This window comes from Cyanobacterium stanieri LEGE 03274, from assembly GCF_015207825.1.
Lineage (GTDB): Bacteria > Cyanobacteriota > Cyanobacteriia > Cyanobacteriales > Cyanobacteriaceae > Cyanobacterium > Cyanobacterium stanieri_B.
In genome coordinates this window covers 73328-97430 of the sequence record NZ_JADEWC010000010.1, presented here as the reverse complement: position 1 = coordinate 97430, position 24103 = coordinate 73328, and the positions used below count along the sequence as shown (strand labels likewise).

Here is a 24103-nt window from a genome sequence, read left to right as displayed (position 1 = left end):
GGCGATGTCTCCACTAATATTTAATAAATTGTTTTCTACGGTGTTAAAACAGTCTTGGGCTTCTTCTAAGAAGTTGAGCTTAATTTGATCTTGATTCATTGTTTTGGGGAATTAGGGGTTAGCTGTAAACAATTGATAATGGATAAACGATAACCTGCAACCTAACTTTAAATTACTCATTAACCTTGAATTGTTCCACCGCTGATTCTAGCTGTTTGGCAATGGTGGCGGTATCTTGGATAGATTGGGCGATTTGTTCAGAAGATAAAAGCCTTTGTTCGGATTGTTCGGCTATTTTTTCCATTAAGTCGGTTACTAGACGGGAGGTTTGTGCCTGAGATACCGTAGAACTAGAAATATTCTGCATTAGTTCATTAATCCGTTGCGATCGCTCCAAAACCCTCTCCAGACGTTGTTTAGTGGATTCTACCAAGCGAGTAGTATTTACCACCTGAGAAGTACCCGATTCCATGGCCATGGTCACATCTTGGGTTTCCCGCTGAATTTCCGCTACCAGTTGAGCAATTTGTTTAGTGGCCGCTGCCGATTGTTCCGCTAATGCCCCTACCTGCTCGGCTACCACGGTAAAACCTTGTCCCTGTTCCCCTGCCCGACTCGCTTCCACACTAGCGTTAATGGCGAGAAGATTGGTTTTGAGGGCGATTTCTTCGATGAGGGATACCACCTGAGAAATATTTTGGGATGACTCCCCAAGGCGTTTCATTTTCTTGGCAGTTTCCCCCACATTGGTACGAAGACTAACGATACTTTCTACGGTTTCATCCATGGCATCCGAACCTTTTTTGGTGACTTCGTAGGCATCATCAGCGAGGGTTGCCGCCTGACTAGCATTGGTTGCCACTTCTTCGATGGAATAGGACATTTTTTGCACTGAGGCGAGGGTTTCTTTGGTTTGTTCAGTTTCTCTGATGGTTTCTAGGGCTAATTGTTGAATAGAGTATTCATTTTCCCCTAGGGAGGTAACTACTTTGGTGCTAGATTCTTTTACCTGTAGGGCAATATCTTGCAAACTATCCAAAATGGCGTTACACAAGTCCGCCACCGTACTCATTTCCATGGAGTCTAAACTAGCTCTTACGGTTAAGTCTCCGTCCACGGCATATTGTAATTCGTCTAAAAGGTTAAAGATGCCCATTTCGAGCTTTTCTTTTTCCTGTCTTTGTTCAAAGGCGATCGCCTCTTGCTCTTTAATCAATTCTTTTACCCTACTTACCAAGGCGTTAAAATTTTCTGCTAAGGTACGACTTTCCAAAGTACCCTGAGGAGTTGCTTTGGTGTCCAAATCTCCTTGGGCAACCTGTTGTGCCTTTTGTGTCAAATTCGTTAAAGGTTCGGAGAAGGTTTGAGCTAATAATATGATATTACCCACCGCCAGCGCCCCCAGGAAAAGAGCAATGGTACTAAAAACGATAATTACTTGCTCCCCTAAACGACTAATATCAGCATTGTCCACCGAGGCGATCGCCACTAAACTACTCTCGGGAATTAAAGTCACATTAAAATATCGATTTCCCGACTCCAAAGTTAAAATCGTCACTTCCCCATCATCCCTCGCACTAACCAAATTAGCATTTTCCACCCCATTGATAGAAACCAAGGAAGATAAAATCCCCCCCATATCATCATTTAACATCCCCTGAGCAAACACCCTACTCACCTGAGCCATGGTATCTCCCCCCACCAACTGCGTCAAATCCACATCCCCATCACCCCTAACACCATTTATCACCTCTCCCGTAGCCCCATCCACAATCTGCAATACCTGAGAACCCCTAACCTGAAACTGTAGAGATGTCTCCAAGGTATTCCTAATCGCTTCTAACACAGGGGCTTGATTATCCACAGGCTCTACATTTTCCAAAAAACTTGAGCTCGTCTCCCTCGTCACCACCGCAATTTGTTCCACCAACTGTTGTTGTTTTTGTTGCTCCTGATAACGGGTAAAATTAATCCCAATCGCACTTACCACCACCAACGGAATAAGGGTAGTTGGTACTACAGTATAAAGTAAACGCTCCCTTAAAGTACCTCCTCTCTGCTCTTGTAGTTCTTTTTTTTGCTCAGGGGGGGATGAAGGTGCGCTGGTATTGACATCATCGGAAGAAGCCATTAAATCAGAAGAAACATTGAGGGAAGGTTGTTGAGAAGTCATAGCACTAAAAAATAATAATAATAAAAACTAAAACACAGAACCAAATCACCGAGTAGCCTTAATAATAGACTCAAGATTTAACACCGCTAAAGGTTGTTGATTCGATGTTACCCATCCTTGCACATAGGAATCAAAGCTAAACCAATAACTAACCTTTTCCCTAGTCAAAAGATGTTGCACATCCGTTAAACCAAGAATTTTATCCGTATCAACTCTGGTAATACCCTCCACTTGATTTACCGCTAAACCTAAAAATAAATCATCATCACCAGAATAATTAGGCAAAAAAGAAGATATAGAAATAACCACCAAATGATATTGCCGAGAATAAGTCGGTAAAGAAGAAAGCCCCATCAACTGCGGTAAATCTACCACACAAAAAACCCTCTCCCGAGAAGTCATTAACCCCATCACAAAAGACGACATCTGAGGCACAGGGGTAATATGATTTCCCTCCAAAAGCAAAGATTCCCTCACATATTCCATGGAAATCAAAAAAGTATCACTTACCCCCAACCGACAACGCAAATATAAACTACCCGTTAAGGCGCTACGTTGAAATAATTGGGGTAATAATTCCTGCAGTTTGGTAAATGAAGAAGGAGAAGACATAATTTTAAACCAGGGCGTTTTTTACAGCATCAATAATTTCTTCCTTGGTGCAAGGCTTAACCACATAGGCTTTTACCCCTTGTTTTTCTGCCCACATCCTATCTACCTTGGCATTTTTTGCTGTACAAGCCACCACGGGAATTTTAGCAGTATCAGGATTTTTTTTCAGTTGACGACACAAATCTAAACCCCCCATATTGGGCATCATCCAATCAGTAACAATGGCATCTGGTTTCGTTTCTACTACCATCGAAAGAGCCTCTTTACCATCACTAGCCGTAGTTACCTGATAACCCGCTGATGTGAGATATTCATTCAGTAAATCTAGTTCCGATTTGAGGTCATCTACCAGTAAAATACTTGTCATAATGGTGTGTTAATCTATTAACTTAATTTGATTTTGAAAAAAGTATAAGTTTTTACTTATTTTAATCAACTTTTAGTACCATAAAGCAAATCCTATTATAAATCTTTGATAAAGGTTACAAGATATACTTAATGGTTGATTTACATTAGTTAACAATAATGATTTTGATCAAAAAAACATAGATGAGGAAATAGAAAAAATGAGTTTAATCGGTAATATTATTTGGTTAATTTTTGGAGGTTTTTTAAGCGGATTAGGTTATATTATCGGAGGTTTAACCACTTGCCTTACCATTGTGGGCATTCCCTTTGGCGTTCAAGCCATTAAGCTAGGGGTTGCCACCATGACTCCCTTTGGCAGACGTGACTATGTTTCCCCCGACTATTCCAACACTGTCAACACCATTTTTAATGTAATTTGGTTATTGTTATTTGGTTGGGAAATTGCCATTTCTCACCTTGTCCATGGTCTAATTTTAGCCATTACCATTATTGGTTTACCCTTTGCAAAACAACACTTTAAGCTCATTCCCATCGCCCTATTTCCCTTTGGTAGAGAGTTAAGGTAATCTGAGTTCGGGATTTGTCTGTATGGGTGATAGGGAGTATGGGTGACAATAGTTTAATTATTCATTATTAATTGTCTATTCTTCCCCACCTCATGAAGTTAAGATATAATCAGAGGTTTGCACTGTAAATTATATTTAAGAATTATTAAATTATGTTTTGGGCGGATAAAATAGCGGCAAGTTCCCACCAAGAAGAATTAGTAAATGACTCCAAAACCCCTTCAGGTAGAGTTCATGTAGGCTCTGTGCGGGGGGTTATTATTCATGATGTGATGTATCGGGCTTTAAAAAGAGCTGGTAAACCCGTAAAATTTACCTATGGGGTGGATGATTATGATGCCCTTGATACTGTACCCCATTATTTAGATCAAGAAAAGTTTGCTCCTTATCTGGGTTATCCCCTCTGTAATGTGCCTTCTCCTGATGAGAAAAGCAGTGATTATGCAAAATATTTTATGGAGGAGTTTTTAGAGGTTTTTGATTATTTGGGAGTTAAGGCAGAAATTTATTATTTAAGGGATTTATACCGCTCGGGAAAAATGAATCCTTATATCGATACTTTCTTGAAAAATGCTCAAGGAATTAAGGATGTTTATTTGAGCGTAAGTAAGTCCGATCGCCCTGAAAACTGGTATCCTTTTCAAGTAGTGTGCGAAAAATGTGGTAAGATTGCTACCACAGTAACCACTGACTACAATGGCTCGGAAGTTTTTTACACTTGTAAGGAAGACGCTACGGATTGGGTAAAAGGCTGTGGACATTCTGGCTGGGTATCTCCTTTTGATGGTAATGGTAAGTTGCCTTGGAAGGTGGAATGGGTTGCGAAGTGGAATTTGATTGGTGTCACCATGGAGATGGCTGGAAAAGACCATTCCCAGAAGGGCGGCTCGAGGGATGTGGCCAATGCTATTTCCCGTAAGGTTTTGGGCAAACAACCTCCTTTCCATTCTCCCTATGAATTTATTTTGGTCAATGGTACTAAAATGAGTTCGTCTAAGGGTGTGGGTTCTAGTGCGAAGGATATGGCGGATTTGTTACCTCCTGAAATTTTGCGGTTTTTAATGTTAAAAACTCAGCCAAAAACGGTAATTAATTTTGCTCCTAATTATGATAATATCACTCGTTTATTTAGGGATTATGATAATCTTTTAAATACTTATGTAAAACTAAAAGAGGAAAATGAAAATGTCGAGTTAGATAAAACTTTATTACCTTTATTTTATTCTCAATTAGATGAAGAAATTAAGCCTTTTTATACTTTTGATATTAGTACCTTGATTTCTTTATTACAAGTTCCCCATCTTGATATTGTGGAGGAGGTCAAAAAACGGGCTGAGGTGGAATTGACTGATTATGATTGGGTTAAGATTAATGAACGCATTGCGATCGCCCGTAAATGGTTAGCTGATTATGCTGATGAGGAAGAAAAATTAGTTATTTATTTTGACTCTATTCCTGAAATTGTCTCGGAATTAACGGATGATCAAATCACTTATTTAGAAAAATTAAAGGAAACTTTAACTACCCTTGAAAAATGGGAAGGAGAGGAGTTACAAACTGCTTTATTTACAGCAATGAAACAATTAGGATTTAAACCTAATGTGGCTTTTCCTGCGGTTTATTATAGCTTTTTAGGCAAAGAAAAAGGGCCGAAGGCTGGTTATTTGTTATCCTATTTAGATAAGGATTTTGTGTTAAAAAGACTAGAAGAAGTTATTAATAAGTAGTTAGCTTTTTTATCTGTTTTCCCCCTTTTCTCCATAAGGGGGTTTGTTTTCTAACTTTTGCCATGGCATTACCATAGAATAGAAAAAGCAGTAATTTTGAGAGGGAGATTATATCGTGGCAAGTAAAATATTGATTCTCGGTGGTGGATTTGGGGGGCTTTATACTGCCCTAAGATTACAGGAGTTAGATTGGGAAGGGGATTTTCCTGAAATTACTTTGGTGGATAAGGGCGATCGCTTCTTATTTTCTCCCTTACTATATGAATTAGTAACCGAAGAAATGCAAAGTTGGGAGGTAGCCCCCTATTACACGGAATTATTAGAAGATAGCAAAATTAACTTTATCCAAGACACCGTTACAGGGATAAACCTCGAACAAAAAACCGTCACCCTACAACATAACCATACCCTAGAATATGATCGTTTGGTGGTGGCTTTTGGTGGTACTACCCCTTCTCAAACCGTTACGGGGGCAAAAGATTATGCCTTACCTTTCCGCACCCTCGATGATGCTTATGCCCTCAAAGAAAAATTAAGACAATTAGAAAACTCCGAGCAAGAAAAAATTCGAGTTGCCATCGTCGGTGGTGGTTATAGTGGTGTAGAATTGGCGGTAAAAATAGCCGATCGCCTCCAGGAACGTGGTAAAATTAGAATTATAGATAGGGGCGATCGCATCCTCAAACAATCCCCCGAATTTAACCGTAAAACCGCCGAAAAAGCCCTTAGTGATAGAAAAATATGGCTAGACTTAGACACCGAAATCACTAAAATAGAAGCCAATCAAATATCCCTACAATATAAAAATGTAGTCGATACCATTCCCGTTGACATAGTATTATGGACAGTCGGCACAAAACCAGTAAAAATATTAGATGGTCTTAGCTTACCCCAAAACCAACAAGGAAAACTAACCATCAACCAAGAATTACAAGTAGAAAACTATCCCGAAATCTTCGCCCTCGGAGACTTAGTAGAATCCCTCGACAGTGATGGTAATATTCTACCCTCCACCGCCCAAGTTGCTTTCCAACAATCAGACTACTGCGCTTGGAATATTTGGGCATCTCTCCAAGAAAAACCCCTCTTACCCTTCCGTTATCAACCCCTTGGCGAAATGATAGCCCTAGGCATAGATAACGCCACCCTGAGCGGTTTAGGCATATCTTTAGATGGTGGTTTGGCTTATTTAGCCCGTCGATTTGTGTATTTATATCGTTTACCTACCCCAAAACATCAATTAAAAGTGGGTTTAAGTTGGTTAAGTACACCTTTTATAAATTTACTTTCTTCTTAATTTTTCACCCCTGCCACTTTTCTATTAAATCCTATTTATGAAAACATTTAGTAGTTTAATTATCACATTAATTATTTCATTTTGGATTATTATTTTACCCATTTTTGCCATTCAAAATGTAGCTCCTATTAGTTTAAGTTTTTTTGGTTTTCAATCAATTTCTATTCCTCTTGGTATCATGGTTTCATTTTCTGTGGCTAGTGGTTTTATTGGTGGAGCTTTACTACCGTTATTTTTTAGTTCAGTAAATAGAAAGAAAAAATTAAAAAATAATAATAAGAAAAAATCCAATAAATTTGTCAGAGATTGGGAATTAGAGGAGGAAGAAGACGATCCCATATTTGATTGGTAGTGCTTAGAAATTTTCAATAAATTATTGATGAAGGTGGGCATTGCCCACCATAATATCTAGTCCGCTTGATCACTTATAAATTAGCAGTATTAATATCTTAGTTCAATTTATTGAACGAACTACCATTAGCCGTGTAATGAATTACACGGTGGGCGAAGGTATAATCTATTTATAATGAATGATCCGAACTTGATATAACACATTATAAATTAGGGGTTAATAATACCCCCTGACTTTGACCAAGAATAATATGGTTTAAGTCCTTTATATCTTCAATTTCGGGAAGATTTGGGGTAGTTAATTCAATTTTCCATTCCGTCGGATCTAATTGTAACCAATCGAGAAGGTTGATTTCGACTTTTTGTCCTTCCATATTGGCTACCATGACAATTTTTTTGTCCGTCATTTTAGGATGCGATCGCACCCCATAAAAAATCGTAGCGTCATCATCTTCAATCTTATTAAATCGATCGCCCCCATGTAAACTTTTACCAAGCCAAGGATTACGAGAGCGCAACTGCCGTAAATGCAGATTATAATTAGCAAGGGCAGGATCAACCATCTTAGTGTAATGGGAAACATTACAAATTTCAAAACAGTCCTCCATAAACATTAAAGCCCATTTTTTGAGATTATCAATATCAAGATTTTGGCAAAACGCAATCATATTGCTTTCCTTCATCTCCTTCATTTCCTCAATATTACAAGCCCCATCATCAAAACAAAGTTGACATACCTTCACCACCTCTTGAAGATCATAATTACGGGCAATCATACTAGCATTGAGGGCATGGGTAAACTCCCGTAGTTGTTCCAACTTATCAAACCCCAAAGACTTCATCCGACAAAAAGCATCCTCTCGGTGGTAACGCTCCTCCGTCATCTGCCAATCTAAAAAGCCCACTTCCTCAGAAACCACCTTAACTCCATATTCCTCATCGGTATTACGGAAAAACATCCAAGGTGCGTGCATCAAAACATTAATAAAATCCATGGGTAAACCTGGGCTAAAACCATATACCCACATAGACACCGCAGGATTATCATAAGCTCCCCGAATCACATCATTAAGGGTTTCCCCCAAACGCCAATTAATTTCTAAACGTGTATCTACCTGACTACCACGGCGTAAAGTATCATGGTTACCACAGCCTGTAATCCAGTTTTGCCCCTGATACATTACCTCACATACCCTCTGCCATTTTTTACGCCAAAAACCCTTAATACTAGGGGTATTGTGGGCAAAAATTAAAGGCCCCCATTGATAGGAATCAGGCTTAAGGTTAATTAAATCCATGTAAGTAGATTTAGTTTCCCACCCCTCCTCTGGCCAGGGGCGTCCATCTTCAAAGATGGTGAATAGTAATCTCTTATAACCTCCAACTTCTTGCACTAAATCACTCATAGCCAGAAGATATTGATCATCTTGTTCTACCCTACCTGTAAGGGGGTTAAAAAAGCGAAAATCTTGACCTCCATCAACCCGAATACCATCAGCCCCTGTGTTGATTTTTCTTCTTTGCATTTCCAATAAAATCGACCTAACCATGGGTAGTTGGTGGTTTAAGTCTTGCCCATACATATTGGGCCCTTTGAAAAATTGATTATTAATTAATAATTCCGCCTGGTTATCTGCATGACCATATACTAAATCATAAATAAGGGCGATCGGTTTAGTGGGAAAATTATGTAACACCCCAATGAAGTCATATAATTCATCAGGACGTAAACTAGCTAATATAGAAGGGCTAGTGGCACTAGCACCAATAATGGGTACATCATAACCCCATCCTTGGGTATTAGGATGAGTTAGTTTAACTTTAATACCTTCAATACTATTAAAAATGTCATCCCCTTCAGGAATACTTTTTGGAGCAATACCACAACATTCTTCCACTATCTCGAATAATCTACTATCTTGGCTTAAATCTTTTCTATATTCAATGGTGGGTTCGATGGGTAGTAGTTGAATGGCATCATAGCCGATATAATGCTCCTCATGGGGTTCCAACGGCTGATTATGCTTAATTTTTTCCCCAATATCTTGATAGATTTTGCTTAATCCTGCCAAAGTACCATCAGGGGAAGCAGTACCCACATGAAGTTGTAAAATATTCACAGGGGAAGAAGTACGGGGGATATTTTCTTCATCATTGCTCCCCGTGAGTTTAAAATAATCGAGATCGGTTCTTTCCTTTTCCAGTTTACCCATGTCATACAACTCCGCAGGGGCAAACACCCCAAAGGGTAAGGAGTGGGCGAGGGGATCTCTAATAATTTCAATTTGTCCGTAGGGGTTGCGATACCTGAGCCAATAAAATGAACCGAGGGTTTCCCTTGTACCTGGTTTCATGCCTTCGATGATGCCCCAGAAAAATTTGCCTCTTTTTTTAAGAAAAACGCAGTCTCGCCTTACTTCGATGGTGTTAGTTTTTGAGGACAAAAGATCTTTTACTTTTATATCTTCGGTGGGGGTGAATACTTCTAAATAAATTTCGTTAAGGTGCATTACCTCCCTAAGTAGTTGCGGTGTCCAAAAACCGATCTGGGTTAGTCCATCTTCTCGATAATTAGCTCCTAGATAGGTGGCTACTTCCTGATTTTCTTCAAAAACCGTGTTGGATGATTTTTCTATTTTTTTGATTTTATTGATTAGTTTTCTCGTTTCTGATTCTACGAGACTGATGTTAGTTTTTGTTTTGGTTTCCACAATAAATTCTTGTCTATTTTACAGAGTGTAACTCTAAAATCATGCTGATATTGTTCTTAGCTTTTCTTTAGTAAAAATTACTTTTAAGATTGTAATAATGGTTAAATTTATGATTGATAAAAACCAAGAAAAATAGTTATGGTTTGATAATCAGTGATGACGGTAAAGTTACATTGACTAATTATAGATCAAGTTTTTATATTTGTACTCTATGGTTGATTTTGGTGAGTGATTTTCTGGTATTTTAAGATATTGTTAACTAATTATTGTGGACGATTTATTTTTATTTGATAATGAAATTTTACACCTTAGACGTTTTCACAAATCAGATTTTTTCGGGAAATCAATTGGCTGTTTTTCCTGAGGTAAAGGATTTGAGTGATGAGATTATGCAAAAAATTGCTGTGGAGTTCAATTTTTCGGAAACGGTGTTTGTTTTTGATGACGAGAAGGCCGATTTTCGTTTACGTATTTTTACTCCTGGGGGTGAGATTCCTTTTGCGGGACATCCTACCATTGGTACGGCTTTTTTGTTGGCTAAGTTGGGTAAGATTGATGTGGATGGTGGACAAGTTATTTTTAGGGAGGGGGTTGGTGATGTGCCTGTGACTATTTTTCAAGATAAGCAGGATAACCTATGGACTGAGTTAAGAGCGCCTTCTACCCTTGAATTTTACAAGGATTGCCCTTCGAGGGATGATTTGGCGAGGGTTTTATCTTTGGGGGTGGATGATTTGATGGTGGATAATTTTGTACCGATGGGGGCTTCTTGTGGTTTACCGTTTTTGTTAGTTCCCCTTCGGGATAGGGGGGCTTTGAGTCGGGCGAAGGTTGATTTGGGTTTATGGGAAGGGGTTTTAAAGGATTTTTGGGCGCCCCATGTGTATCCTTTTGTGCAAACTGGGGAGGATTGCTTTCAGGTGAGGATGTTTGCCCCAGGTCTTAATATTACCGAAGATCCTGCCACGGGTTCGGCGGCCACTGCTTTTGCAGGTTATTTGGCGACATATAAACAGGGGGATGGTTGTTGGAGTTGGAATATTGCGCAGGGTTTGGAAATGGGCCGCCCTAGCCAGATAAGGGCGATCGCCCTTAAGACTGATAATATAATTGAGGAAATTAGGGTAGGGGGAGAATCGGTAATTGTAACGGAAGGATTTTTAAGGTGTTAATTATTTTTTTTATAAATTTCAGCAGGTAATTATAATATAAAGATATAGACTAATAAAAGATGAATATGTCCACTAGCCCAGACGATTTAATTCTTTGCCAATGTATTTTTAGTATCCCTCAAGATCGGGATTTGGAAATCCCTTTTGGGGAATTGGATAATGGTGAAAATCTTTCCCGCTACGCCCTCGCCATGTCCTATGATCATGATCAGCTCACTCCTTTTGCTACTAAGGGCGATCGCCATTACTATGAACTTTTAGTCACGGACACTCAACCAGAAAAGCTATCATCTTTAGATGAAAACCTCGAAAAAGTAGTAGAATTTGACCGTAAAAGTTTAATCAACGCAGGAATACCAGGTTTAGCCTTTCCCTATCTCACCTTAACCGAATATTCGCCCCTTGTTCCCGATCTTTTGGATGCTTGGCAAGATGATCAAGGGAGTGAATATGTCATCATCAACCAAAGAGACAACTGGCAATCATTAAGTCATTTTCTCTCTAACAACAACATTACCAATCATCAAGTCTTCCACCACCTAAAAACCATGGCGAAACTGTGGAAAGACTTACAAAAATTGAAATGCGCCCAAACTCTCCTCGAAGAAGATAATCTGGGTATTGGTGATTCGGGGGATTTGGAAATCAAAAAATTATATTTTGATGACCTCGATAACCTCCCCCATATCAGACAATTAGTAGAACAGTGGATCTTTATCTTAGAAGAAAATAATCAAACTGACGCAGCTACCCCCATCAAAGGATTGATGGAAAAAATTGAAGAAGGCAAAATAGATGAGATCAAAGAATTATCCGAGGCTCTCAATCTCATTCATCAACAAGCTCAATTAGATGATTTATTAGATGAAAATGAGGAAGAATTTTTAATTCCCCCCGATAAAGAGTTAGAGGAATTAGCCGATCAATTTGACTTTGACGAAGCTGAAGATGATCAAGAAGCCACGGTTATTAACAATGGGGAAAACATAGACGAACAACCCACCGTTGTTTTGCCCATGACGCTCTTAAGTTTAGCCGAATGCGGTATGACAGACATCGGCATGAAACGTTCCCACAATGAAGATTGCTTTGCGGTGGAAACCAAAATTAATAAACGGGAAACCCCTCAAGGTATTTTCTGCACAGGGAAAGGATTTTTCCTCGTCTGTGATGGTATGGGAGGCCACGCAGGGGGAGAGGTAGCTAGTGCCTTGGCTGTCAAGACTTTATATCAATATTTTCAAGAACATTGGCAGGACGAATTACCAGAGGAAGAAATCATCAAGGAAGGTATTTTAGAGGCCAACCGAGTCATTTATGATGCCAACATTGATAAAGGTAATCTTGGGGCAGGAAGAATGGGGACTACGGTGGTAATGACCCTTGTTCAAGATAATCAAGTGGCGATCGCCCATGTGGGAGACAGTCGCATTTATCGGGTAACCAGAAAATGGGGTTTAGAGCAACTAACTACCGATCATTCCGTTGCCCAAGCGGAAATGAAAAATGGCATTGAACCAGAAATTGCCTTTGCTCGTCCTGATGCCTATCAACTTACCCAAGCCCTAGGCCCTAGAAAAAGAGAATTTGTTCATCCTGAGGTGAGCTTTTTAGAAGTAAAAGAGGATACTTTATTTTTAATGTGTTCCGATGGTTTATCTGATAACGAATTACTTGAAAATAACTGGCAAAGCGTCCTTTTACCCCTATTGAGTTCTAAGGCCAACTTACAAGAAGGAAGCGCCCATCTTCTCGAACTAGCCAATCAAATTAATGGTCATGATAACATAACCTGTATTTTGGCAAGAATTAAAGTGCAACCTAATTTAGAGCAAAAAAATCCCTTACTTTAATATGTTTTCCTTGGAGGAAAGATCTTTAACCCCTAGAAATCTTGACAAACGTTCGGTTATACTCATTTCTGAAAATCAAAGCAACAGGTTATTATAAACTTGTGCGAACAGTTATTGATGTAGTATTAAGTAATGATTGTATCTGATCCCCTATCCCTTAAGTTAACAGATCTTTTTCCCTCCAATGGTTCTTTTAATTCTCAGTTTACAGGGATTACCCCCGCAAAAACTGAACTTAAAGCCCAACAAGAGTGGGACAGTGCGATCGCATCTATACAACAACTATTACACCTCACCATCGCCCCTCAGCCCCCCAAAACCACCCAAGGGGTAGTAATATCATCACCCACCCCAGCCATTACCCACACGGAGTTATTAAGTAGCCTTGAAGTAGCGGTTTTTTCCCCCTCCCTCGAAGGAAAAATGATACTTCCTGCCTGTGAAAAAAATACCATCGTCACCGAGCAACTTTTTTCCCCCATTAACATTCCTCTCCAAGAACAAGACTCCCTTAAAAATGAAGAATTTTGCCTAGTATTAACCAATGAATTTAGTTGTCTTTTAGTAAAAGGAATTAATCCTCAACAACAAAGTATTTTTAACTTTTCCTTTGACCCAGATTTAATCCATCAAGCATGGGTTTTATTAAGAAAAAAATTGGTCATTAACTATCAATATCAAGAAAAATATTTACAGGAGTTAATTAATAAGTTTAGTCCCCGAAATCCTGACTATAAAATAGTAAGTCGCTTTAGTCAATTCTTGCTAGAAAACCTTAGACTAATTGACCTAAAACCCTCAGAAGAAAAGCTAAATAAACAAGACAAAAAACGTCATCAAAGTATTTCCCTCAAAAAAACTCCCCTCCCCCCCTACGCTGAAATAGAACTATTACAAGCCCTCACCCATGAAATTAGAACCCCCCTAACCTCCATTAAAACCCTTACCAAATTATTACAGAAAAAAACAAAATCATCTCCCGATTTAACAAAATATCTGGAAATGATTGAGCAAGAATGCACCGAACAAATTAACCGTATGGACTTAATTTTTCGGGTTGCAGAATTAGAGGCTACCCCCCACAAACAAAAGCAGGTAAATCTAGTTCCCATTTGCCTAGAACAAATTTTAAATCAGACCATACCTATCTGGAAAAGACAAGCCCAAAGAAGAAATATTGTCCTTGATTTTATGATACCCCAAAAGCTACCTCAGGTAGTGAGCGATCCTGTAATATTGACTCAAATGTTAGGGGGTTTGATGGAAAAATTTACCCGTAATATTCCCAGCGGGGGACATTTTCAGGTGTTGGTTTTACCTGCGGGAAATCAACTAAAATTACAATTTTTGTCTGAGTCAAATTTGAATAGTAATCAGGTAAAATGTTTAGGGAAATTACTCTTATTTCAACCCGAGACGGGGAGTTTATCTCTTAATCCTGATGTGACTAAGCATATTTTCAATGTGTTAGGAGGAAAATTGATTATTAAACAAAAACAAGATAAAGGAGAAGTTTTAACGGTATTTCTTCCCCTTGGAAAACAAAAAAAATTGACAATAGACTAAGATTAACTAATAATAACAAAGTCAAGTATAAATACAGATGAACTTAGTGAATAATAACAATCACTGGCGTATTTTTTTGACCATCTGCTTAGTGAGTTTAATTACCCTAACAGGATGTCAAGCCACATCAGATTCTGCCGTAAGTGGTGGAAATAATAGCGAAGACATTGAAAGTCCTATTGCTGATGTTACCGAAGAAAACCAGTCCACCGATATAGATAATAATATAATGAGTTTACCAACATTAGAAGGAAAAGCGATCGTTGAAATGAAGGTTAAAGGGCAATCTATCACCATTGAGTTAGATGGAAATAATGCACCTATTACCGCAGGAAATTTCCTCGATTTAGTAGATAAGGGGGTTTATGATGGTTTAGTTTTCCATCGGGTTGTAACTGATCCGCAACCTTTTGTAGCACAAGGGGGAGATCCTCAAGGTAAAGATCCTAATTTTCCTGTGAGTCGTTTAGGCACTGGGGGTTATACTGATCCTAATACTAATTCTCAACGTTATATTCCTTTAGAAATTAGACCTGAATATGATGAATCTGCGGAGGATGTCACTGCCCCTGAAATTATTTACAGTACAACCACTACCATGACTCCTCAATTACGCCACGAATACGGAGTAATTGCCATGGCACGTTCTCAGATGCCTGATTCTGCTTCTTCTCAGTTTTATTTTACTTTGGCTGATTTACCTTTCCTTGATGGTAATTATGCTGTTTTTGGTAAGGTAACTGATGGTATGGATGTCGTTGAGGGTATTGCACAGGGCGATCGCATCGAGTCTGTGGAAGTTATTAGCGGTATTGAGAACCTAAAACGATAGGAATAGTAATGGAGAATGAATAATTGATAATTGATAATGAAGTGTTTTGTCGGACAAATAAAATAACTTGTTATTTACTTTATTTATTGTTGTTCTCTTGGTTAGCTGCAAACTTTAGGTTGTGTAAATGAAGGTTGTTGTTAGTGGTGTTGGTTTAATATCCTGTTTGGGAGATACTCAAACAACTTGGGATAAGATGAGTAAAGGATTATCGGGGATAAAATTATCTCAACCCTATGATTTTTTATCGGCGTATCCTTTAGGATTAATTAATCAATATCCTAGCAACATTGAAGATATTACCCTTAAAGTAATTAGAGAAACCCTCAAATCGGCTCATTTATCTTTCCCGTTACCAGATATGGGGGTGGTGGTGGGTTCGAGTCGTGGTTGTCAGGGTAGTTGGGAAATTTTTGCCCGTGAGTGGTTGCAAAATCAATGTACTCCTACTGATTGGTTAAAGACTTTTCCTTGTCAACCTTCTACCATCACTGCTCAATATGTTGGCTCTTTTGCCCCTGTCTTTGCTCCCATGGGGGCTTGTGCTACGGGCATAGGGGCGATCGCACAGGGTTACGAACTCATTAAACAGGGGCATTGTCAACGGGTTATAGCAGGGGCAGTGGAAGCGCCCATAACTCCCTTAACCATAGTTGGTTTTGAAAAAATGAAAGCCCTTGCCAATACTGGTTGTTATCCTTTTGCCCTCGAAAGGCAAGGAATGGTATTGGGGGAAGGAGGGGCAATGATAATATTAGAAACTGAAGAATCAGCCCGAGGAAGGGGGGCAACCATCTACGGTGAAATAAAAGGATGGGGAAGTAGTTGCGATGCACAAGCCATGACAGCGCCTGAGGAATCCGCCGATTCTGCCATTTATGCCATTAAACAATGTTTAGCCCGTAGTAATTTGAGTATAAAGGATATTGACCATATTCAAACCCACGGCACCGCAACTCAATTAAATGATCATCGAGAAGCTCTTTTAATCGAAAAAATATTTTCCCACTATCCCAAAATTAACCATACCAAAGCCGCCATCGGTCATACTTTGGGGGCAAGTGGTGCGATCGCCACTACCGTAACCCTACTATCCCTACATCAACAAAAACTACTACTCAACTATCAACCAAAAAAATCTGAATATCCCTTAAATTGGGTAGAAAAAACCGAAAACTATTCCTTTAAAAATTCTCTCTGTTTTAGTTTCGGTTTTGGGGGGCAAAATGCCATCATTGCCCTAAGTAAATATGAAAATTAAGAAGCCTTTTTGTCAGTCAAAGAACCTTGATTTTTACCATTATTATGTCCTTGATTATTTTCTTGAGCCTGAGCTTCCCCTTGTCTATAATTACTCAAAGTAATAACTGTTTTTAACAACTTAGTTAACTCTTTTTCCAAACTGTATAACTGTTGATCAACAAAATCATCAGCCTGAGTATGAATTTTTTCTGCTTCCATAATAGACTTTTCTAAAATTTTTCTAGCCTTTATTTCTGCACTCTCAACCATCTTTTCAATTTCCTTTTCCGTCTGACGACGCTTATCTTCACACTCTTGAAAAACCTTTCTTCTGAGTTGATTCGCTTGAAATTGTTCCTGTTGTACTAATAAAGACTCATCCAACCTTTGAGCCGCTTCCCGTTTAGCATTATTAACCAATTGGGAAGCATACTGTTGCGCCTCCTGAATGATATTATTTCTGTCCTCAATAATGTCCATTGATTGTTGAATACAATCAGGAATATTTCTTCTGATTTCGTCTAGTTGCTCAGTCAATTCCCGTTCATCAATAATCACCTTACGGGTGAAAGGAATATTGATTTTTTGGTAGATTAAATTATCTAAATTTAAAATAGATTCATTCATCGGCTGAGCCATCTCATCTATGGATAAACCCATGGAGTTATTTTGTCTTGGTTTCAAATTATCATTAACGGACTGATCATATTGTGTCATGGCGGTTTGGTAATGATTTACTATATAAAAAAAATCCTTAAACTCTAACTAAGATAACAATTATTACAAAATTGATAATAATTAAATTTACTATTATTTTGTACCACAGGATAACATAACTTTATTAAAGAATAATAGTCTGAAATTTTTCCTATGATTAAAATCAGCTTAAATCATTTTCCCATTAAGTTGCCCTGAACAGATCAAAACCATAAATTAACAAGGGTTAAAATATTGTGTAAGTGTCACAAAATACACAAAAATAATGTTTTTTTGATAACAATATAGTCAAAACTAGATATAACATCAAGGTGGTATGGTTTCATGTTTGCCCACTATCAATTGATCTTTATATTCACCTTAACCAAAGTATTTTTTTATCAAGCCCTTTAATTAAGAAAAAACTTTAAAGATTTTCAATATAAACCTTAAACCTTTCCAAATCGGCTTGGATGGTAGATTCTACCACCCTACCCAAAAAAAGATTATCCATCAATTGCCCAAGAACTCCCGGAATAGAATAAGCTACAGTTAAACGAACAATACTCGATTGATGGCGATCGTAAAAACGTACAGCGCCCCTATTCGGTAAACCATCCACCGACTCCCATTGAATAATCTGATGTTTCTCAAGATTAACAATACGAGATAACCAACTAAACTCAAAACCACCACTAGCCAACTTCCAACGGGATAAATCTTCATTATCAGGAAGAATAGTAACAGACTCAATCCATTTCATCCAAGAAGGCATCTTTTCAAGGTCTGACCATAACTTCCAAACTAAATCTATGGGTGCGTTAACTTCTATTTGTACACTATGTTCTAACCAATTACTCATTTGATGATGATAAAACTTCAAGAATTGTCCTATGATAACAAGATTCTACAGAGAAAATCTGTAATTCATAATTCATGATTAAGAGCTTCACTCGTCCAATTTGATGAGATAATTAAGTATTGTTAACAAAATATTAACTTAGTTATTATAAATCCGTGGATAAAATTCGTACAGTTTCAGACACCAGAAGGGCATTTTATCAATATCATACCCGCCCCATCAACTCTATTTATCGTCAAGTCGTTCAAGAATTGATGGTGGAAATGCACCTACTTTCCGTTCATGCAGACTTTAAACAAGATCCCATCTACTCGGTGGGAGTATGTCAAAGTTTTGATCAATTCATGACGGGTTATCAACCAGAAGAAGATAAAAACTCTATTTTCAATGCCTTATGTAAAGCCGTAGAAGCCAATCCCGATGATTATCGCTATCAATCGGCAACTTTTTTAAACTTTATTGAGGGAAAATCTGCGGAAGATTTAATTAACTGGTTATTAAATCCTGTTTCCGAAAATGGTTTGGATGAAAATATAGTCAATTCCTTAAAATCCGTTGTCGAGCGGGAAAATTTTAAATATAGTCGCTTATTTGGCATTGGCTTTTATACGATTATTAATCAACTTAACCCTGATTTAGCAAAAGATGAAGAAAAATTAGCTAAATTAATTGCCCCCTACGCCGAAAAACTACAACTACCCGTAGAGAAACTTAAAAAGGATGTTGACTTATATCGCAGTAACCTAGATAAAATCAATCAAATGTTAACGGTGATAGCAGAAACCATCGAAGCGAGTAAGAAGAAAAGAATCAATATGGAGAAAACAGAACAGAAAGAAGAAATCAACTAAAATATATTCAAGAAATTCTTTTGTAATGTTGAGATTTTCACCAGAAATTAAGAAATGTCTTTTAAGTTTTAACTTAATTCTTTTCATCCTAGCAATATTAAATAACTTGTGAACAAAAACAAATCTTTACGAAAATGAGGGGTTTAAACCCCTTGTTCTATTCATCGGTTAATGGTTACTTTTGGATCATGGCATGAGTAAAAACAAAGGGTTAACTATAACCAAAACAGATAAAGTTATCGGCAATATTTAAAATCAAAACTAATTATCTTTTATCACTATTTGACTGTTAATAATAATGTTAGATTTAAAACAAATTAGGGAAAATCCTGAAAAAATTTTACAACAACTCAAAACCAGAAAATCAGACTATAATCTAACCTCTATTCTCGAGTTAGATAACAAACAAAGAGATATTCAATCGGTGCGTACGGAATTACAAGCAAGGAGTAATGAAATTGGTAAATTAATCGGTCAAAAGATTCGTAATGGTGCTAATCCTGGTGGAGAAGAAATTGCCAGTTTGAAGCAAGAAGGTAATGAGGTTAAGGCAAAATTAGCAGATTTAGAACCCCAAGAAAGGGAGTTAAAAGCCGAAATTGAAGGGAAATTGTTAGAATTGCCTAATCTTCCTAGTGATAGTACCCCCATTGGTGGGAGTGAGGAAGACAATGTTGAGATAAAGAGATGGGGAGATGAATTTAAAAATCGGGTATCAATGGATAATGTGTTATCCCATGATGTGATTGGGGAAAATTTGGGGATTATTAATTCAGAAAGGGCGGTAAAGGTTGCTCAAAGTCGTTTTGTGTCTCTTGTGGGTGTGGGGGCTGCTTTAGAAAGAGCTTTGATTAATTTTATGTTAGATCGTCAAATTGAGGCGGGATATTTGGAAGTGATGCCCCCTGTGTTGGTGAATACTGATTCGTTGCAAGGCACGGGGCAGTTACCTAAGTTTGCGGAGGAAAGTTTTAAGTGTGAGGGGGAAAATTTATGGTTAACTCCTACGGCGGAAGTGCCTGTTACTAATTTTTATCGTCAGGAAATCCTAGACGCTGATAGTTTGCCTATTTACCATTGTGCTTATACTCCTTGTTTCCGTAGGGAGGCGGGTAGTTATGGTAGGGATGTTAAGGGTTTGATTCGTTTGCATCAGTTTAATAAGGTGGAGTTGATTAAGGTGGTACGCCCTGAGAATAGCGAGGAGGAGCATCAAAAGATGGTAAGGGATGCGGAGGGTATTTTACAGGCTTTGGAATTACCTTATCGGGTGGTGGAACTTTGTACCGGGGATCTTGGTTTTAGTGCTAATAAGTGTTACGATTTGGAGGTTTGGTTGCCTTCGGCTAATACTTATCGGGAAATTTCTAGTTGCTCTAATTGTGGGGATTTTCAGGCTAGACGGGCGGATATTCGTTTTAAGGAGAGGGGGGTTAAGGGTACTGGTTATGTCCACACTCTTAACGGTTCTGGTTTGGCTGTGGGGCGGACTATGGCGGCGGTGTTGGAGAATTATCAACGGGCTGATGGTTCGGTGGTTGTACCTGAGGTTTTGCGTCCTTATTTAAGAAGGGATGTTTTATAGGGCTTGATCTATATTAAAAATTTTGTGTGATAATTTACCGATAGTATGAAACAGTTTGCGCCTGCGACTCTGAGAAATAGAGAGCCAATTTTGAAGGTTTTAAAGAAGATTTTGCCCTCTGAAGGTGGTATTTTGGAGATTTCTAGTGGTACGGGGGAACATTGTGTTTATTTTGCTCCCCATTTCCCTGGCTGTATTTGGATTCCTTCGGATATAAATGAGGGTGCGATCGCCAGTATCACTGCATGGAAACAAGAATCAGGACAAAAAAATATTGATTATCCTTTAATGGTTGATGTCACTAAACCTCAGTGGTATCAAACTTTCAGAGAATCACAGATAAGGGCGATCGTCTGTATTAATATGATCCACATCGCCCCTTGGGATGCCTGTATCGGTTTGATGGCAGGGGCGGGACATCTTCTTCACCATGGCGATAAACTCTATTTATATGGCCCATATAAACGAAATAATCAACATACAGCCCTTAGCAATGAAGAATTTGACCAATATCTACAAAGCCAGAATAGGGCATGGGGAGTCAGAAATATGGAAACTGTTGTGCAAACAGCAGAAAAACAAGGACTTCATCTTCAACAAATTATTGAGATGCCGAGCAATAATTTTTCCTTGATTTTTGAGAAACAATGTTAAATTTTATGACTGCCAAAAGTTTCTCCCATAGAAGTGATATTCTGAAAAGTGAAAGAGAATAATAAAACCGTAGCAAATAGATTAAGGCCCATGGCAGAGTATCAAATTTTAAATTTTCACACTCAGTATTGTGATTGTTTATCCATGAAATTACAACTTATCCCTGTAGCCAACACTGCCAATCATTTCCAACTTAGCCTTAATCTTGATTTCACCCCCCAAGAAAAAAAAATTCTTCATGGTAATATAAAGTTTGCCCTAAGGGTAGTAAGACTATATCTAAACCTTGAAAATATTAATCTTATCGAAGCTAACGAGACAAAATCTCCCCTCATCAAAAAAATAGATAATCCCCTATCTCGTCTGCCCTATTGGGAAATACGACACATTACCGATAGTAAGTTTTTAGAGGGACATTTGGATAATGTTATCCTTGGTACTGTGGAAATTCAAACCACCCCTTACCAATTAACTGCCACCCTCAAAAGTAAACTAGCCCATGTTTATTTAAGTCAAATAGAAGGTTTGTGGCGCCACGATATTACTCCTAATAAACACGCTGTTTTAGAAAGAAAATTAGCCAAATTTATCTGGCAAACTAACTTAAAACCGTTTGTGGCGGAAACTATTTTTAGTTCCGATGAAATTACTACTAATTCAACTCACAGCCAAGAAAAAGAAGATGATTTATTGAAAGAATTAAAGGAAATTTTACAAATTATTTATCAAACTCCTAAGGATGATTTTTCTGATTTAGCACAAATAGCTGGTTTAAATCCTTTAGTAGATTTTGCTGGAGGAGATTTGACGGGGGCAAATTTAAGTGGTTTAAAGCTCAGTAGCGCTGATTTCAAGTATGTTAATTTACGAGGTGCTGATTTAACGGATGTGGATTTGAGTGAGGCAAATATTAGTTATGCCAAGTTAAATGGTGCTGATTTGAGTGGTGCTTATTTGGAGGGAGCAAATTTAAGATTTTCTAATCTGCAATCGGCTAGTTTGGCATTGGCGAATTTAATTGGTGCTGATTTGACGGGAGCCAACTTACTGAAAACGAATTTAACGAAAACTACTTTGGCTCAGGCTTTGGTAGAGGGAACAATTTTTGGGGATAATATTGAGGGTTAGTTGCGGTGCTATAATTATAAGCTGATCTTTTTGATAGTTATCCATGAGTATTCCCATTCAACGTCAATACACTTCCCCTAATTGCACATTGTTTTTACAAGGTTTTAGTGATGATAACAATGCTGTATCTAATGGTATTCCTGTAATGACAATTTTAACTGAGGCTAGGTGTCAGATTTTGGGTAATCCTACGGTGTTGAGTGGGGGGGTTACTTTTGTGGCTAATTTACTTCGGGCAGTTAGTGCTTATGGGCAGGAGTTATTGAGTGGTTTAACTCATTCTTGGGCGGCGGATGATGACAGTGATTATGTTTATTTACGTAAGTTGCCCCAAAAAAATCGTCATCTTTTGGTATGGCAAGAGAAAAAGGAAGATAGTGGCAATCAGTTGGAAATAGAGTTAAGCACGGTTCAGTTATTTGATTTATTGGAAACTCTTGATCAGCTATTGGTAGATAGTGCTACTTTACCCCATTTGAGTGATAATCTTTCCCCTGTATCTCGTCGTTATCGTCAAATGGAGGTTTCTTTGGTTGAACAATCTACCCCCGCTGTGCTTGGGGTGGCTGGGTTTGCTTTAAGTGCGATCGCCCTTTTCCTTATTCCTATACCTAACGAAATTCCAGATCCAAACCTCGAACCCATTGCCCCAAGGGAAGAAAACATCGAAATAGATCCAGAATTACCCCTTGATCCCCCTGGCATAGAATAAAATTAAGAATAGGATTATGAAAGTTATTTTAATTAGTGGAGCAAGTAGAGGCATCGGTTTAAAGGTTGCCGAACAACTGATTAAGGAAGATTATCATCTTAGTTTAGGGGTGAGAAATCCTCAGGATTTAGATGGAAGCGTCTTTATCAATAACCCAAAAGTTTTGATTTTTGCCTACGAAGCCACTAACAAACAATCTCCCATCGATTGGGTAAAAGCTACCATTGATAAATTTGGACAGATTGATGGGGTTATTAACTGTGCGGGAATCCTGAAAAGACTACAGTTTGAAGATGATAACGAAGAAGAATTAGATAATCTTTGGGAAATAAACGTTAAAGCACCTTGGCGATTAACAAGGGAGGCTTTTCCTTATCTCAAACAATCAGGGGAAGGAAGAATTATTAATCTTGTTTCTATGTCAGGGAAAAGGGTAAAAGGCACTTTAGCAGGATATTCCGCCAGTAAGTTTGCCTTTCTTGCCCTTAGTCAAAGTATGCGTAATGTGGGCTGGGATGATGGTATTAGAGTTACAGCTATTTGTCCTAGTTTTGTCAATACGGACATGGCAAAAGGGGTAAATCTTAATCCTCAAATGATGACCCAACCCGAGGATGTTGCTAAAGTGATTAGTATGGTTTTAGGTTTGCCTAATACTGCCTATATTGGCGAAATTTTGATTAACTTTAATCTGGAAAAGTAGTTAATAATGGACAATTAATAATTAATAAACTATTATTTACCACCTAATATCAAGTTCCCTAGATCACTTATAGATCAGGAATATCAATATCTTAGTTCAATTTATTGAACGAACTGCCATTAGCCGTGTAATTCATTACACGGTGAGGCTATTCATTTATAATATGAAATAGAAAAAAGATTGCTATAGATATAATTAACTTCAATTCGGGATAATTGTTTATGGAAAAAAATAGCCCTTTGAGTATTTCCCGCCTTGTAATTCATTACAAGGCTACGGATTTTTCGTTCAATGAATTGAACTTTTATGTTTGGAAATAAATGGATTCAGTACCCATAAATCTATACAAGGAATGGTCAAGGGTTTTAACCTAAATTGAGGTTAATTAGGCTGAGATTTTATTTGAGAGGTTTTATTTGTCGTAAACATTTAAGTATTTCA

General features: G+C 38.0%; 21 protein-coding genes. 15 read left to right on the top strand and 6 right to left on the bottom strand.

Going from position 1 to position 24103, the window contains the following annotated elements; all coding sequences use genetic code 11:
* Nucleotides 1-172: 172 nt before the first annotated feature.
* Genes IQ215_RS06470 through IQ215_RS06460 form a run of 3 tightly spaced genes read right to left on the bottom strand, consistent with a single transcriptional unit; the run spans nucleotide 173 to nucleotide 3152 of the window.
* Nucleotides 173-2173 (bottom strand): methyl-accepting chemotaxis protein, encoded by a 2001-nt coding sequence (locus tag IQ215_RS06470; RefSeq protein ID WP_193800492.1) that lies wholly within the window; start codon nucleotides 2171-2173, stop codon nucleotides 173-175.
* Between the two features lie 45 nt (nucleotides 2174-2218).
* Nucleotides 2219-2785: a chemotaxis protein CheW gene (locus tag IQ215_RS06465; RefSeq protein ID WP_193800491.1), complete on the bottom strand. Its 567-nt coding sequence runs from the start codon at nucleotides 2783-2785 to the stop codon at nucleotides 2219-2221.
* A 4-nt stretch (nucleotides 2786-2789) separates the two neighbouring features.
* Nucleotides 2790-3152 (bottom strand): response regulator, encoded by a 363-nt coding sequence (locus tag IQ215_RS06460; RefSeq protein ID WP_193800490.1) that lies wholly within the window; start codon nucleotides 3150-3152, stop codon nucleotides 2790-2792.
* Nucleotides 3153-3351: 199 nt separating this feature from the next.
* Here IQ215_RS06460 and IQ215_RS06455 point away from each other — a divergent pair, with 199 nt between their 5' ends.
* The 4 genes from IQ215_RS06455 to IQ215_RS06440 all read left to right on the top strand — a co-directional run bounded on the left by IQ215_RS06455 (nucleotide 3352) and on the right by IQ215_RS06440 (nucleotide 7096).
* Nucleotides 3352-3720, top strand: coding sequence for a YccF domain-containing protein (locus IQ215_RS06455; protein ID WP_193800489.1), 369 nt, complete (start codon nucleotides 3352-3354; stop codon nucleotides 3718-3720).
* A gap of 152 nt (nucleotides 3721-3872) precedes the next feature.
* On the top strand, nucleotides 3873-5447 hold the full coding sequence (gene lysS / locus IQ215_RS06450; protein WP_193800488.1) for a lysine--tRNA ligase: 1575 nt from the start codon (nucleotides 3873-3875) through the stop codon (nucleotides 5445-5447).
* Between the two features lie 115 nt (nucleotides 5448-5562).
* Nucleotides 5563-6744 carry an FAD-dependent oxidoreductase gene (locus tag IQ215_RS06445; protein WP_193800487.1) on the top strand — a complete coding sequence of 394 codons (1182 nt, stop codon included), beginning with the start codon at nucleotides 5563-5565 and terminating at the stop codon, nucleotides 6742-6744.
* A gap of 37 nt (nucleotides 6745-6781) precedes the next feature.
* On the top strand, nucleotides 6782-7096 hold the full coding sequence (locus tag IQ215_RS06440; protein ID WP_193800486.1) for a lipopolysaccharide assembly protein LapA domain-containing protein: 315 nt from the start codon (nucleotides 6782-6784) through the stop codon (nucleotides 7094-7096).
* 202 nt (nucleotides 7097-7298) lie between these two features.
* On the opposite strand, the gene gghA is transcribed toward IQ215_RS06440, so the two are convergent.
* Nucleotides 7299-9806, bottom strand: coding sequence for a glucosylglycerol hydrolase (gghA, locus tag IQ215_RS06435; RefSeq protein ID WP_193800485.1), 2508 nt, complete (start codon nucleotides 9804-9806; stop codon nucleotides 7299-7301).
* 293 nt (nucleotides 9807-10099) lie between these two features.
* On the opposite strand from gghA, the gene IQ215_RS06430 reads away from it, so the two are divergent.
* The 5 genes from IQ215_RS06430 (at nucleotide 10100) to IQ215_RS06410 (ending at nucleotide 16490) form a co-directional block, all read left to right on the top strand.
* Nucleotides 10100-10978, top strand: coding sequence for a PhzF family phenazine biosynthesis protein (locus IQ215_RS06430; RefSeq protein ID WP_193800484.1), 879 nt, complete (start codon nucleotides 10100-10102; stop codon nucleotides 10976-10978).
* Between the two features lie 59 nt (nucleotides 10979-11037).
* Complete coding sequence (locus IQ215_RS06425; RefSeq protein WP_241735268.1) at nucleotides 11038-12831, top strand: serine/threonine phosphatase; 1794 nt, start codon at nucleotides 11038-11040, stop codon at nucleotides 12829-12831.
* A 132-nt stretch (nucleotides 12832-12963) separates the two neighbouring features.
* A complete protein-coding gene (locus IQ215_RS06420; protein ID WP_193800483.1) occupies nucleotides 12964-14397 on the top strand; it encodes a sensor histidine kinase in 1434 nt (477 codons plus the stop codon).
* Between the two features lie 37 nt (nucleotides 14398-14434).
* A complete protein-coding gene (locus IQ215_RS06415) occupies nucleotides 14435-15229 on the top strand; it encodes a peptidylprolyl isomerase (protein ID WP_193800482.1) in 795 nt (264 codons plus the stop codon).
* Nucleotides 15230-15356: 127 nt separating this feature from the next.
* The gene (locus IQ215_RS06410) at nucleotides 15357-16490 is read left to right on the top strand and encodes a beta-ketoacyl-ACP synthase (RefSeq protein ID WP_193800481.1); all 1134 of its coding nucleotides are present in this window, start codon (nucleotides 15357-15359) and stop codon (nucleotides 16488-16490) included.
* Here IQ215_RS06410 and IQ215_RS06405 read toward each other — a convergent pair.
* Both IQ215_RS06405 and IQ215_RS06400 read right to left on the bottom strand, forming a co-directional pair.
* Complete coding sequence (locus IQ215_RS06405) at nucleotides 16487-17188, bottom strand: hypothetical protein (protein ID WP_193800480.1); 702 nt, start codon at nucleotides 17186-17188, stop codon at nucleotides 16487-16489. The genes IQ215_RS06410 and IQ215_RS06405 overlap by 4 nt on opposite strands.
* A 406-nt stretch (nucleotides 17189-17594) precedes the next feature.
* Nucleotides 17595-18029, bottom strand: a complete 435-nt coding sequence (locus IQ215_RS06400) for an SRPBCC family protein (protein ID WP_193800479.1) — start codon at nucleotides 18027-18029, stop codon at nucleotides 17595-17597.
* 155 nt (nucleotides 18030-18184) lie between these two features.
* Here IQ215_RS06400 and psb29 point away from each other — a divergent pair, with 155 nt between their 5' ends.
* From psb29 to IQ215_RS06370, 6 genes are all read left to right on the top strand, one after another.
* A complete protein-coding gene (psb29, locus tag IQ215_RS06395; RefSeq protein ID WP_193800478.1) occupies nucleotides 18185-18880 on the top strand; it encodes a photosystem II biogenesis protein Psp29 in 696 nt (231 codons plus the stop codon).
* Nucleotides 18881-19178: 298 nt separating this feature from the next.
* On the top strand, nucleotides 19179-20465 hold the full coding sequence (gene serS / locus IQ215_RS06390; protein ID WP_193800477.1) for a serine--tRNA ligase: 1287 nt from the start codon (nucleotides 19179-19181) through the stop codon (nucleotides 20463-20465).
* Nucleotides 20466-20510: 45 nt separating this feature from the next.
* On the top strand, nucleotides 20511-21119 hold the full coding sequence (locus tag IQ215_RS06385) for a DUF938 domain-containing protein (protein WP_193800476.1): 609 nt from the start codon (nucleotides 20511-20513) through the stop codon (nucleotides 21117-21119).
* Between the two features lie 90 nt (nucleotides 21120-21209).
* Nucleotides 21210-22247 carry a pentapeptide repeat-containing protein gene (locus IQ215_RS06380; protein WP_193800475.1) on the top strand — a complete coding sequence of 346 codons (1038 nt, stop codon included), beginning with the start codon at nucleotides 21210-21212 and terminating at the stop codon, nucleotides 22245-22247.
* A gap of 43 nt (nucleotides 22248-22290) precedes the next feature.
* Entirely contained in the window at nucleotides 22291-22959 is a 669-nt protein-coding gene (locus IQ215_RS06375; RefSeq protein ID WP_193800474.1) for a DUF4335 domain-containing protein, read from the top strand.
* Between the two features lie 16 nt (nucleotides 22960-22975).
* A complete protein-coding gene (locus IQ215_RS06370) occupies nucleotides 22976-23662 on the top strand; it encodes an SDR family NAD(P)-dependent oxidoreductase (RefSeq protein WP_193800473.1) in 687 nt (228 codons plus the stop codon).
* Nucleotides 23663-24103 lie beyond the last annotated feature (441 nt).

Coding starts and splice junctions, on each gene's coding strand:
- IQ215_RS06370 (WP_193800473.1), top strand. CDS start 22,976: ATGAAAGTTATTTTAATTAGTGGAGCAAGTAGAGGCATCGGTTTAAAG.
- serS (WP_193800477.1), top strand. CDS start 19,179: ATGTTAGATTTAAAACAAATTAGGGAAAATCCTGAAAAAATTTTACAA.
- IQ215_RS06400 (WP_193800479.1), bottom strand. CDS start 18,029: ATGAGTAATTGGTTAGAACATAGTGTACAAATAGAAGTTAACGCACCC.
- IQ215_RS06460 (WP_193800490.1), bottom strand. CDS start 3,152: ATGACAAGTATTTTACTGGTAGATGACCTCAAATCGGAACTAGATTTA.
- IQ215_RS06415 (WP_193800482.1), top strand. CDS start 14,435: ATGAACTTAGTGAATAATAACAATCACTGGCGTATTTTTTTGACCATC.
- IQ215_RS06430 (WP_193800484.1), top strand. CDS start 10,100: ATGAAATTTTACACCTTAGACGTTTTCACAAATCAGATTTTTTCGGGA.
- IQ215_RS06410 (WP_193800481.1), top strand. CDS start 15,357: ATGAAGGTTGTTGTTAGTGGTGTTGGTTTAATATCCTGTTTGGGAGAT.
- IQ215_RS06375 (WP_193800474.1), top strand. CDS start 22,291: ATGAGTATTCCCATTCAACGTCAATACACTTCCCCTAATTGCACATTG.
- IQ215_RS06455 (WP_193800489.1), top strand. CDS start 3,352: ATGAGTTTAATCGGTAATATTATTTGGTTAATTTTTGGAGGTTTTTTA.
- IQ215_RS06425 (WP_241735268.1), top strand. CDS start 11,038: ATGAATATGTCCACTAGCCCAGACGATTTAATTCTTTGCCAATGTATT.
- IQ215_RS06380 (WP_193800475.1), top strand. CDS start 21,210: ATGGCAGAGTATCAAATTTTAAATTTTCACACTCAGTATTGTGATTGT.
- IQ215_RS06385 (WP_193800476.1), top strand. CDS start 20,511: ATGAAACAGTTTGCGCCTGCGACTCTGAGAAATAGAGAGCCAATTTTG.
- IQ215_RS06405 (WP_193800480.1), bottom strand. CDS start 17,188: ATGACACAATATGATCAGTCCGTTAATGATAATTTGAAACCAAGACAA.
- IQ215_RS06465 (WP_193800491.1), bottom strand. CDS start 2,785: ATGTCTTCTCCTTCTTCATTTACCAAACTGCAGGAATTATTACCCCAA.
- IQ215_RS06440 (WP_193800486.1), top strand. CDS start 6,782: ATGAAAACATTTAGTAGTTTAATTATCACATTAATTATTTCATTTTGG.
- IQ215_RS06470 (WP_193800492.1), bottom strand. CDS start 2,173: ATGACTTCTCAACAACCTTCCCTCAATGTTTCTTCTGATTTAATGGCT.
- lysS (WP_193800488.1), top strand. CDS start 3,873: ATGTTTTGGGCGGATAAAATAGCGGCAAGTTCCCACCAAGAAGAATTA.
- IQ215_RS06420 (WP_193800483.1), top strand. CDS start 12,964: ATGATTGTATCTGATCCCCTATCCCTTAAGTTAACAGATCTTTTTCCC.